Genomic DNA, 12312 nt, shown 5'->3' with positions numbered 1-12312 from the left:
TTTCCAAAAACAACCCTACTGGTCTGCGATACATTTGTACTCAAAACAAATGAAACACATCATCCTGTTCTTCGGCATAGCAACCAGCCTGTTGCTTTCCCGGAAGAACGATCACTCAACAAGCACAACCAATATGACCAGGGTATCCCAAACACTCAGCATATCAATAAATCGCCCGGCCGATGAAGTATATGCCTATATGGCCAATGTCCAACACCTGGCTGCCTGGGCCGCAGGCCTGTGTGTATCTGTTATAAGGAATACCGGCACCAATACCTGGCAGATCCGTACACCTACCGGAGAAGCCAGCGTACGATTTGTTGCAAAAAACAACTTCAGGATCGTGGACCACTACGTACAGCAAGGCCAGGATCCTGAAGTATATATTCCCATCCGCGTATTAGAGAACGAACAGGGCAGCGAGGTGATCTTCACCTTGTTCAGACTGCCTGGTATGAACGATGAGCGGTTTGAGAAAGACAGGCAGGCCGTTCAAAAAGACCTCAATACATTGAAAGCGTTAATAGAAGCCGGCGCTCAATAACCGGCTTCTGTGATCACTATTTCTGAGACTGTACTCCTACAGAATCCTGTTGGTACCAACCACAGGCCTGTTGATGGCCACCGCGATGACGCCAGGCGCCAACACGAAAGGCAAGTACATTGAAGGCAATGAACAATACGATCGACAACACTACCGCCACCCTGGTAATACTTGCCAGGGCTGGTCTTTTCGAAAAACCTCCAAATACATAGCCAATAATAAATACCATACTGGCTACAAACAAGACACGCATAAAGATGACGATTGCAAATGGCATAATAGTAGATTTAAAGTGTTTTCAATAATGATTCCACATCCGGCTTGCCCCAATGAGGACTGGTACCGGCATTTCCCTGTGCATTCAATTGTTGCAGGGCTTGTTCTAACAACTCTTTGGCTTTCTTTTTATCGCCGCCCCACATTTTGGGCGTTGCATTTTTCTCCCAGCCTTCCAGGTAGATAGCCCGGCCATTGGAAGGATTGGCCGCTATTGCCCGTTGAATGTATTGCGAAGCGGCTGGTCCATGCTTACGGCCATAGGTCATGGGATTGATAAATACCCTGGCCCGCTCGGCCATACTGAGCACGCAATAGACTTCGGACAACTCTTTCTTTTTACTGGCTGTATCCAGCAGCGAAAGCGCTTTTTTAGCTTGCTCTTCCGCCAGGTTGGCGAATGGCTCTATCTTATCACCATCGTCCTGGTATAGCCAACCTGTTTTGGCATTGCAATAGGCAGCATAATACCAGGCCAGCCAGTTGGTGGGCTGCTGCGCGGCAACAGCGGCAAAATCAGTGGCCAGTTGCCGGTACTCTTTCACTGCCGTGGCCTTGTCGAGCTTCGCTACATTCGCCTGCAGTTGCTGATCCTGGGTATTCTGCGCCCGGCTGGCTGTGATCAACAAAGAGGCGGTCATCATCATTAAGATTGCTTTTTTCATATTATTCAATTTTTAGGTTTGCTAATATCTATTTAGGATGGTTTTCAAAGCAGGTAGATTTCTCACTTCGCTTCGCTACGTTCGAAATGACACCGTTACAAATTCTCATTGATCAGATCATCCCGCCGGTCGATGCCAAAGCTCATAAAGATGCCGGCATACCAGGTGCGGGTGGCGGGCTGCGTGATAGGCAGCTTGTTCAGGCCATTGAAGCTATAGTTGTATCCCAATACCTGTTCCCTGCCAAATACGTTGTTCATACCAAAGCCAATACCGGAAAAGTCTTTATTCTTCCACCCTTTGAATAGGGTAAAGAGATAAGCAAAACCCAGGTTAAGCGCACTGTAAGTATTGGTAGTTCCCTGATCAAAAACATAAGCACTACCGGCAGCATCGGATTGAATAGTATAATACGGACGGCCTGTGGCCAGCGTATAAGAAAGGTTGGCGCTGAGGTTGATGACCTGGAAAAAACGTTTCACCACCAGCGATGCCGTATGCGGCGTAGCAAAGGATGGCCGCATGGATACCGGGAAATCCAAGAACCGGCGTTTGGTATCGAGGTAGGTGTACGTGATCCAGTAATCAACATTCTTAAAGCTGCGCTTGTCGCGGAAGAACAACTCTACTCCCCTTGCGTATCCATCACCTTCGTTGGCCACCGCAGGTTTGGTGGTCACCAGGTTGCTGTACCGCTTATAATAACCTTCAATGCGCAACAGGCGGTTGCTGAATTTGTATTGGTAATTTGCCAGGTAGTGTTCGGCACGGCTAAAGTTGAGCTCCCTGTTTTGCATCAGCCAGGCATCCCCGGGCATTTGATAGAAGACGCCATAGGCCATATTGATCTGCCCGGCATTGGGCATGCGATAAGCCACGCTGATCCGCGGCGCTACATTGATGCGTTGCAGCAAACTGGTATATTCGGCCCGTACCCCTATTTTAGCCGCTATATTGCGGGCGATGTACACATCTCCTTCTGCAAAACCTACCGCGAGGTTGTCTTGCAACGAGTGAACTGTTTTATTGTACCGAAACCTGTTCTTGCTGTAAAAATATTCTCCGCCAAAGCGGATCGCCTGCCTGCGCCGCAGCCCTTTGGTGATCACCAGCCGGGCCTGTCCAAGATCAGCCTGCTCATGACGTTCATTATTCTTTTCATCATAAGGGGATGCAGGAATAACAACAGGTATCTTCCTGGCATCCAGTAACTGATTAGCGATATCTTCTTTATAATAATTATAAGCGAGGGCCGCATCCATTTTCCATTGACGGCCCAGGGATTCCCGGTAAGAAAGATTATTGTATACATTGAATCCCTTCAATTCAAAGGAGGACAACAGGCCGGCACTGTCCACATCCGGCGTTCTCATACCTGTGCGGCTGTATCCGTAATTACTGTAGAACTTCAGCATGCCAGTTTTGCTGGTCCTGATGCGGAAATTGGCATCGCCGGCCAGGTATTCCGGTCCATGGAAGAAATCGGGCTTCGCATCTGTGAGCTTATTATAGAAGGTGGAATTACCATAGCGGGCATTGATACCATAACTGCTGTGGCGATCTTTCGCCAGGTTTTGAAATCCAACCGCCGCCATCATCGGGAACAAGGCCAGGTTAGCAGAAGATTGATCGGGCAGGTCAACTGTTTCCAGGATCAGCGCACTGCTCATGGCCTGGCCATATAAGGCCGAGTAACCGCCGGAGCTGAATAAGATGCCTTTAAACAGGAAGGGATTGAGCCGGGCCGGTTGCGGCACACCCGGAATACTGGAAAAATTGGGATGCGGCAGTAAGGCCCCATCCACAAACTGTTTGGCCTCATCGCTGGTACCACCCCGCACAAAAAGCCCTTCCGTTTCACCCACCTGTTGTGCCCCGGGCAGGAACCTCAATGCATTGGCAATATCTCCGCCATTGCCCGCCACCGTTACCGCATCAATGGGGGTAAGTGAAGCGCCTTTTGCTTTATCGCTGGCTTCAAAGCTACCGGCGCCCACTACCACCACTTCACCTAATTGAGCTCCATCCTCATCCAGTATGATCGTAAGCATGGAATCAGCCGTATGTACTTCCACTTCCTTTGGCCGGTAACCTATGGAAGTAATTTTCAACACCACTTTATCTCCTGCTGGCCTGGGCAGTGAAAAATAGCCAGCCGAATCGGCCCGGACGCCTGCGCGGAATTGCCTGATCCCGATGCTGGCCGCTGCCATTGGCTCCTGTTTGCTATTCATTACCTGTCCACGAATAATTGATTGCGCGGTTGCGGGCAAGACGCCTGCGGTGAGGAATACAAGCAGGCAGAGAAATGGAAGGTGTTTATAATTCATGGCTCAATATTTTTGAACAACTGCAATAGGTTGCCCCAATGGGCGGCCCCTACAGGGCCGATAAAATCAATTAAATGCTGATCTCTACAAAGCGGCAGCCCCTATGGGGCATGAATACACGCTTACTTCGAAGTCATCATCCATTGGGATTACCTTTCAAAAGTATTACAGGTATGCAGGCACCTGGATGGAGAATAGACTTCCGGACCTGGTTGAATAGACGTACAGGAGAAATGAGGAGACTTGAAAAAGGTGAGTAGCCCTCCCGGCCGCCTTTGCAGCGCCACAAGGGCGGCCCACCTTTATATTAAAGTGAAAGCATTTTCTCTACATCGGCCTTATAGCCTTCGCTGAGGGGAAGTTCAAGGGCACCCACGCAAAGGAGATCGCGCTTTACAGCGGTTATTTTATCCGCTGCCACAATAAAGGATTTGTGGGTGCGCACAAAACGAAAGGCCGTGAGTTTTTCCTGGATCGCCTTCATGCTCATTTTGGTGATCACCGGTTTGGGGCCGGTATTGAGGAAGATCTTTACATAATCTTTCATGCCTTCAATATACAGGATGGCCGGTATGGATACCTTCACCTGCACATATTCCACATACACGAAGAAGTAATCCGGCGTGTCTTCTTTGGGCACTGCTTTTTGCTGCAGGGTATGCAGTTCCTGCGCTTTGTTGCAGGCTTTGAGGAAGCGTTCAAATGATACAGGCTTCAGTAAGTAATCTACCACATCAAGATTAAACCCATCGAGCGCATATTCCTTATACGCCGTGATCATGATCACCATGGGAGGATGCTTCAGCGACTGCAGGAACTGCAAGCCATTGAGACCCGGCATCTGGATATCAAGAAAGATCAGATCAACAGATTCTTCATGCAACACTTCTGCCGCTTCCATCGCATTGCGGCAGCGTTTTACCAGCTGCAGAAAGGGCACCTGCGAGATATTGTCAACCAGCAGGTCGAGCACCAGCTTTTCATCATCTACCGCTATACATCTTAGCATGACAGATCGAGTTTTAAAGTGGCCACATACAATTCACCGTTATCATGTATCGACAAGTTATGCTTTTCTTTATACAGAAGTTGCAGCCGGTTACGCACATTGGCCAGTCCTATACCAGAATTCTTATCTTTTGCGGTGTTACTCTTATCATAGTTATTCGTAACCCTGAAATGCAAAGATTGCTCCTTTACCTGCAGAGAGACATGAATAAAAGGGTCCCTCACCAGGCCAATACCATGCTTGAAAGCATTTTCCACAAAGGGGATCAGCAGCATGGGCTCCACCGTACAGGAAGGCGCATCATTCTCTATATCCACGGTGATACGTACATCTTCTCCAAAGCGGAGCTGCTGCAGTTCAATATAATTGTGGAGGTATTCAATTTCTTTGGTTACCGGAAATTTCCCGCTATCGGCATCGTACAACATATAACGCAACATATCCGACAGCTGGATCAACGCTGGCTCCAGCAGTGCTGACCTTTGACGGGCCAGTGACACCATATTCGTCAATACATTAAAGAGGAAATGCGGACTTACCTGCGAACGCAGGAACTTGAGTTCTGAGGCCAGCCTTTCCGCCTGCGCTTCCTTCTCTGCCCTTTCGGCCAGTATGCGATCAGTCACCAGCCGGTAAATGATGGAAGCGATCAAAAAGGGAATGGGCGGAAAAAGAAAAAAACCGGCATACAGCCCCTCCGCCTGTAATTCCGGGCGAAGCCATTTCATCAATCCCACTTTTACATAATAAAAAACGGCTACGATAATGCCCAGAAAAAGAATGTACAAGGGCCAACGTTTCCTTGTCAGGAACCGGGGGTACAGGTAAAAAGCATTCAGGTAAAACAGGCCGATATGAAACAGGTTGCCAATAATAAAAAAGCCATTGGGCAATCCTGTATCGACATTGATGAACACCAGCATCGGTATCGTAAACAAGATTAACCAGACAACGAGGTGTAAACCCGGTGAAAAATATGTTGAGCGTGTTGGCATCATTGCAAGCTACCCCTATCTCTTCTATTCAAAATAATTGAGTAGACAAAAGGGCCAAATGTGTTGACAAAAGCCCGAACATGGCCCGGATACTTTCTCCGTATTGCCTACGCCCCTTAGTACAATGGCCCCTTTTCATTGAGCGGTCAGGCAATCCGGAGGCAATGCGTAGAACATGCGCAGGCAATGTGCAGGCAATGGGGCCTTTAACCCCCATTCTCCCCCTCCTGGGTGAGGCGTACCAGGGCAGCTTCATCCAATATCGTAATATCTTTATTGTCCACTGTCACTATATTGGCCTGGGTGAGGTCGCTGATGATCCGGAATACCGTCTCGTAGGTAGTACCGGCATAGGAAGCAATGTCCTGCCGGGTGAGCGATATGTCGATGAACCCCTCGGGGGTGAGGCCAAACTTTTCTTTCAGGATCAGTAAGGCATAGGCAATGCGTCCTTTTACCGGCATGTGCGCGAGATTGCGCATACGCTTTTCCGATTCCTGCAGCTCTTCGGCATAGAACATCAGCAGGTCGTAGGTGAAATCCGTATTTACTTTGAGGGTGGTCTTGAAAAAAGCGAGGTCAATAAAACAAACTGTACAGGTTTCCAGGGCGGTAGCCGATACAGGATAGATCGTGTCTTTACCCAATCCCCGGTGACCGATGATATCACCTTTGCGGGCAAAACGGATATTGAGTTCCTTTTCTTCTCCCCATTTCTTGTGCACCTTGGCTTTCCCATCGTAGAGAAAATAGATGCCGGTCACTGGTTCACCTTCCTGAAAGATGACCTCTCCTTTTTTAAACTGGTAGCTTTTTTTGTTGGCCTCGATGGCCGGTATCCATTCTTTTAAACTACGCCTGCATAAAAAACAACGCTGTTGATCGCAACTGGTTTTAACCGCCTTCATAGCTGTGAAGATAACAACGAAATGCTACACGCGGAACAACTGTTGCTGTACCTGCTGCTGCCATTGTGCCCGATGCAGTTTTACCACCTCTCCTACTATAATAATGGACGGATTGGCCAGGCCGGCATATTGGGCCTTGAAAGCAATATCGCGCACCATACCTGTCACCATTTTCTCTTTGGCCGTGGTGCCATCCTGTATGATGGCCACGGGCGTATCGCTCTTGCTATGACCGGCAAAGATGTCCATGATGGCTTCCAGCTTGCTCATGGCCATTAATATGATCACCGTGGCGGAGGATTGTGCGGCCAGTTTGATATCAGCCGATACATCGCCCGACTGCGTAGTGCCGGTGGTTACCCAAAAACTTTCATTGATACCGCGGCAGGTCAAGGGGATCATTTGGGCGGCGGGCACTGCCAGGGCGCTGGAGATGCCGGGTATCACTTCCACGGGGATGCCTGCTTCCCGCGCAGCGTCAATCTCTTCCTGGGCGCGACCAAATACAAAGGGATCACCCCCTTTCAGACGCACGACATGGCCATGGGCCAGGGCGCATTCAATAATCACTTGGTTGATCTCCTGCTGAGACAAGGCATGACAACCATAACGCTTCCCCACAAAGCGGGTAATAGCCCCGGGTTTGGCATAAGAAAGTAAGGCATCATTAGCCAACGCATCATATAATATTACATCCGCCTGCTGAAGGGTCCTAATTGCTTTTAACGTGATCAGTTCAGGGTCTCCAGGGCCAGCTCCTACCAGGGATAAACGGGGAATGCTCATATATTGGATATTAATTTATATGATACTTGCATTAAATAATCTTTGTTTAGAATTGTAATTATGCTTAAATTTATGACATAAGTCACATACTTCATAATTATTTCGACGATTACTTGCCACTTTATTACATGTATTAATTTCTAATGTTTGCTTGTCATGTGCCATTTAACACTTAAAATCAGGGCACTGCATGAAAATCGTCATCATTGGCAACGGAATGGTCGGCTACAAGTTTTGCGAAAAACTGCTGACCAAACAAGGAGATCAGTCATTTGAGCTGATCGTATTTGGAGAAGAAATGAGGCCCGCTTATGACAGGGTACACCTCAGCGAATATTTTGCCGGCAAATCAGCAGACGACCTGACACTCGCCCCTGCTGAATGGTATGCCGGAAAAGGTATCCGCCTCCACCTGGGCGACCCGGTACAAAGCATCGACCGGGTACATAAGAGGGTACATTCATTTAAAGGTATTACCGAAAGTTACGACTACCTGGTAATGGCTACGGGCTCCTCAGCCTTTGTGCCCCCCATCCCCGGCGTTGAGAAACAGGGCGTGTTTATTTACCGCACGATCGAAGACCTGGAGATGATGACCACCTATGCACGGCATGCCAAAAAAGGCGCTGTCATTGGCGGGGGATTGCTGGGCCTGGAAGCCGCCAAAGCGATGCTCGACCTCGGCATTACCGACACGCAGGTCATTGAATTTGCGCCCCGCCTCATGCCCCGGCAGATCGATGAAGCCGGCTCGCACACCCTGCGCACCAAACTCGAAGCGCTGGGCCTGCACATTCGCACCAATACCAACACCACGGCCATCCTCGGTGATGAACATATCACGGGTATGCAGTTTGCTAATGACACCAGTATTGATGTTGACATGCTGGTGATCTCAGCAGGCATCAAACCCCGTGATGAACTGGCCAAACTATGTGGACTGGAAACCGGTCACCGCGGCGGTATCGTGGTCAACGATCAATTACAAACAACAGACCCCCACATTTTCGCTATTGGAGAATGCGCTTTGTACAAAGGCATGATCTATGGCCTGGTAGCACCGGGTTATGAGATGGCCGATGTAGTAGCAGCCAACTTAACGGGGGGCGAAAAAGCATTTACCGGTTACGACATGAGCACCAAGCTCAAACTGATCGGCATAGACGTAGCCAGCTTTGGCGAACCCTTTGTGCATCCACAGGATGGACGCAGCATCGTATGGGAAGACACCCTGAAAGGTGTATACAAACGAATTAATATCAGCAAGGATGGTAAACACCTGCTGGGCGGCATATTGGTAGGGGATGCAGAACAATACAATATGTTGTTGCAGACCTGTAAGAACAACATAGTGCTTCCTCCCAATCCGGAAGACATGATCTTAGGTGCCCGCGGTGGTGCAGAAGCAGGCGGCGGGGTAACCAGCCTGCCCGATGATGCGATGATCTGCAGTTGTGAAGGCGTCACCAAGCAAGCTATTTGCCAGTCAGTGACCGGCCAGGGATGTGAAACGGTAGACGCAGTGAAGAAATGCACCAAGGCAGGCACCGGCTGCGGTGGTTGTGTACCCATGCTGAAAGACCTGGTGAATCATACTTTACAATCACAAGGCAAATATGTACGCAATGTATTGTGCGAACATTTTCAATACAGCCGCCAGGAATTGTTTGACCTGATAAAAGTGCATGACCTGAAAAGTTATGATGCAGCACTGGATAAATTAGGTCAGGGTGATGGCTGTGAAATATGCAAACCCGCCGTTGCTTCGATCATTGCCAGCCTCTGGAATGAAATGATCCTGCAAAAAGGAAATGCTACGGCACAGGACTCCAACGACCGTTACCTGGCCAATATACAGAAAGGTGGTACGTACTCTGTAGTACCCCGTATACCCGGTGGAGAGATCACACCGGAGAAACTCATTGTTATTGGACAGGTAGCGCAGAAATACAACCTCTACACCAAGATCACCGGCGGCCAGCGCATCGACCTCTTTGGCGCGCATGTAAGCGATCTGCCTGCTATCTGGGAAGAACTGATCAATGCAGGATTTGAAAGTGGCCATGCCTACGGAAAAGCATTGCGTACGGTAAAGAGCTGCGTAGGCAGCACCTGGTGCCGGTTTGGCCTGCACGACAGTGTAAGTTTTGCCATCCGCATTGAAGAAAGGTACCGTGGCCTGCGCGCACCGCACAAACTCAAATCGGCTGTATCAGGTTGTATCCGCGAATGCGCAGAAGCGCAGTCGAAGGATTTCGGCATCATTGCTACGGATAAGGGCTGGAACCTTTATGTATGCGGCAATGGTGGATCGAAACCCCAGCACGCACTGTTGCTGGGTACGGATCTGGATAGTGACACCTGCATCCGGTACATCGATCGTTTTCTCATGTTTTATATAAAGACCGCTGATCCATTAACAAGGACAGCCACCTGGCTTAATAAAATGGACGGCGGCATTTCTTACCTGAAGAATGTAATCGTACACGACAGCCTGGGCATCGCCGCGCAACTGGAAGCAGAAATGCAGTTGCTGGTAGACAATTACAAATGTGAATGGAAAGAGGTAGTAGACAGTCCTGAATTGCGCAAGCGTTTCAATCACTTTGTAAATGCCCCGGAAGAAAAGGACCCTTCTATTCAATTTGAACCCATGAGGAGCCAGAAGCGCGCTACCGAATGGAAGTGAGGACGGCAATCGTGAATCGGCAATCGGCAATACTTTTGCTTCGATTGTATTATGAATTGTTAAAAGACTCCTTTAATATATTCCTCTAATGATTGCCCTGCCTGCCCTGTAGCATACAGGGATAGCACGATTGCCATTGTTTTTTACTCAGACCTGAATAATAAGTCCCGTCACCGTGACGGGACACAGGCCTCTTATTGACCAAACTATTTTGACTATGCTAACACTTGAACAAACACTTACCTGGTTTACCGCCTGCCGGGTAGAAGATGTACCGGAAAACGGCGGTGTATGCGTAAAGTACAAGGATGAGCAGATAGCCCTGTTCCACTTTACCCGTCGTAATGAATGGTATGCCACGCAAAATCTTTGTCCTCATCGCCAGCAGATGGCTTTGAGTCGTGGCATGATCGGTTCGCACAATGATGAACCCAAGGTGGCCTGCCCCTTTCACAAGAAAACCTTTTCCCTTCGTTCAGGAGCATGTTTGAGCGGCGATGAGTATGTGATCAAAACTTACCCGGTGAAGGTGGAGGATGGGTTGGTGTATATCGGGGTAGAAGGATAGCAATGTTAGGTGTCACCCTGAGTTTGTCGAAGGGTCCTTGCAGACGGCTTCGACAAAGTTTATCCCGCTTTGCGGGACTCAGCCTGACAATATCAATAAAAAAGCCCGCGGAGATTGGCGTCGCACACGGGCTAATGATCTTAAAATGGATTTCTTCACCTTAAAACCAGCCCAAAGTAACATGAAAAAATGGTATTGTAAAACAGGGCTGCCTGTACTTTTTAGTTGCGTGACCTTTTCCGCTGCAGAAGCGCAACTTACGCTTACAGGCCAGCTACGCACCCGCACCGAATACCGGGACGGGCAAGGCGCTCCCCTGCCCAGGGGAGCCAAACCAGCTTTCTTTACTTCCCAGCGCAGCCGTTTATCGGCCGGGTACGAAACCTACCGGTTGAAATTTGGCCTTACCGTACAGGACGTACGGGTATGGGGACAGGATGTATCGACCATCAACCGTACCACCACGCAGGACAACAATGGCTTTATGCTGCATGAGGCCTGGGCAGAGATCCTGCTTACCGACACCAGCTCCAAAAACAGCAGTTTCAGCCTTAAACTGGGCCGGCAGGAACTGGTGTATGATGATGTACGCCTGCTGGGCAACCTCGACTGGCTGCAACAAGCCCGCCGACATGATGCAGCGCTGCTGAAATTCAACAGCGGTAAGTGGATGGCGCATGCGGGGATCGCTTTTAACCAGAACAAAGAAAATGCTTCGGGCACCATTTACAACAGTACTGCTCCCGGTTATGCAGCCAATACCAATGGCGGCACGGCCTATAAAAGCATGCAGTTCCTGTATGCCGGCCGGAAACTGGCAGGCGGCAACACCTCCTTCCTGTTCTTTGCCGACCAGTTTTCCAAATACCATATGGACAACACGGTGAAAGTGTTTGATACCGGTGCCTGGAGCAGGTTTACCACCGGTTTGTATTTCACCAATACTTTCAAAAAATTCAACCTGACAGCATCGGCCTATTACCAGTTTGGCAAAAATGCCAATGGACAAAAGCTGAGCGGAGAATTGTTGTCCCTCACCGGACAATATGCGCTCACCAGGAAATTCAGTGCCGGGATCGGTTACGATTATACCAGTGGCGGCAATTCAGGCACTACCAGCAGGGCTTTTGATCCCTTATATGGCACCCCGCATAAATTTTGGGGATATATGGACTACTTCTATGTGGCCAGTGGTTTTGGTAATAAAGGATTACATGATGCGTATATCAAAACCAGGTACAAGGCTACAGAAAAATTGTTCCTCACAGCTGATGCACATGTATTCAATAGTGCCTCCAAGGTATTGGCAGCCGACAATGTAAATACCCTTGATAAATACCTGGGCACAGAAGTGGATATGATAGCGGCTTATACCCTCACTCCTGTCATTGGCTTTGAAGCTGGCTATAGCCATTTCTTTGGAACCAGTACGCTCACTTCGCCCAACGTGAAGAATGTAGTTAATGGAAAGAGCAACAGCAACTGGGCTTATGTAAGCATCAACATCAAACCAACCTTTTTGGTAAAGTAATCAAAACACAC

Annotated in this window: 11 protein-coding genes; 4 read left to right on the top strand and 7 right to left on the bottom strand. The window is 49.0% G+C overall.

Annotated elements, in window-relative coordinates; all coding sequences use genetic code 11:
* Window positions 1-49: 49 nt before the first annotated feature.
* Entirely contained in the window at window positions 50-544 is a 495-nt protein-coding gene (locus D3H65_RS04780; protein WP_119049173.1) for an SRPBCC family protein, read from the top strand.
* A gap of 16 nt (window positions 545-560) precedes the next feature.
* Here D3H65_RS04780 and D3H65_RS04775 read toward each other — a convergent pair whose 3' ends face one another.
* The 7 genes from D3H65_RS04775 to cobA all read right to left on the bottom strand — a co-directional run bounded on the left by D3H65_RS04775 (window position 561) and on the right by cobA (window position 7513).
* Window positions 561-821 carry a hypothetical protein gene (locus D3H65_RS04775; protein ID WP_119049172.1) on the bottom strand — a complete coding sequence of 87 codons (261 nt, stop codon included), beginning with the start codon at window positions 819-821 and terminating at the stop codon, window positions 561-563.
* Between the two features lie 10 nt (window positions 822-831).
* A complete protein-coding gene (locus D3H65_RS04770; protein WP_119049171.1) occupies window positions 832-1485 on the bottom strand; it encodes a hypothetical protein in 654 nt (217 codons plus the stop codon).
* 95 nt (window positions 1486-1580) lie between these two features.
* Window positions 1581-3815, bottom strand: a complete 2235-nt coding sequence (locus tag D3H65_RS04765) for a TonB-dependent receptor (RefSeq protein WP_119049170.1) — start codon at window positions 3813-3815, stop codon at window positions 1581-1583.
* A gap of 307 nt (window positions 3816-4122) precedes the next feature.
* On the bottom strand, window positions 4123-4824 hold the full coding sequence (locus D3H65_RS04760) for a LytR/AlgR family response regulator transcription factor (RefSeq protein WP_119049169.1): 702 nt from the start codon (window positions 4822-4824) through the stop codon (window positions 4123-4125).
* Complete coding sequence (locus D3H65_RS04755; protein ID WP_162915410.1) at window positions 4818-5747, bottom strand: sensor histidine kinase; 930 nt, start codon at window positions 5745-5747, stop codon at window positions 4818-4820. Before D3H65_RS04755 ends, D3H65_RS04760 begins: the two co-directional genes overlap by 7 nt.
* Window positions 5748-6025: 278 nt before the next feature.
* On the bottom strand, window positions 6026-6727 hold the full coding sequence (locus D3H65_RS04750) for a Crp/Fnr family transcriptional regulator (protein WP_119049167.1): 702 nt from the start codon (window positions 6725-6727) through the stop codon (window positions 6026-6028).
* A gap of 24 nt (window positions 6728-6751) precedes the next feature.
* Complete coding sequence (gene cobA / locus D3H65_RS04745) at window positions 6752-7513, bottom strand: uroporphyrinogen-III C-methyltransferase (RefSeq protein ID WP_119049166.1); 762 nt, start codon at window positions 7511-7513, stop codon at window positions 6752-6754.
* Between the two features lie 190 nt (window positions 7514-7703).
* On the opposite strand from cobA, the gene nirB reads away from it, so the two are divergent.
* The 3 genes from nirB (at window position 7704) to D3H65_RS04730 (ending at window position 12301) form a co-directional block, all read left to right on the top strand.
* Window positions 7704-10202, top strand: coding sequence for a nitrite reductase large subunit NirB (gene nirB / locus D3H65_RS04740; RefSeq protein ID WP_119049165.1), 2499 nt, complete (start codon window positions 7704-7706; stop codon window positions 10200-10202).
* Between the two features lie 217 nt (window positions 10203-10419).
* Entirely contained in the window at window positions 10420-10770 is a 351-nt protein-coding gene (gene nirD, locus D3H65_RS04735; protein WP_119049164.1) for a nitrite reductase small subunit NirD, read from the top strand.
* 181 nt (window positions 10771-10951) lie between these two features.
* On the top strand, window positions 10952-12301 hold the full coding sequence (locus D3H65_RS04730) for an alginate export family protein (RefSeq protein ID WP_119049163.1): 1350 nt from the start codon (window positions 10952-10954) through the stop codon (window positions 12299-12301).
* The last annotated feature ends 11 nt before the right edge of the window (window positions 12302-12312 follow it).

The sequence above is a fragment of the Paraflavitalea soli genome (assembly GCF_003555545.1).
Taxonomy (GTDB): domain Bacteria; phylum Bacteroidota; class Bacteroidia; order Chitinophagales; family Chitinophagaceae; genus Paraflavitalea; species Paraflavitalea soli.
This window is presented reverse-complemented; position numbering and strand designations above follow the sequence as displayed.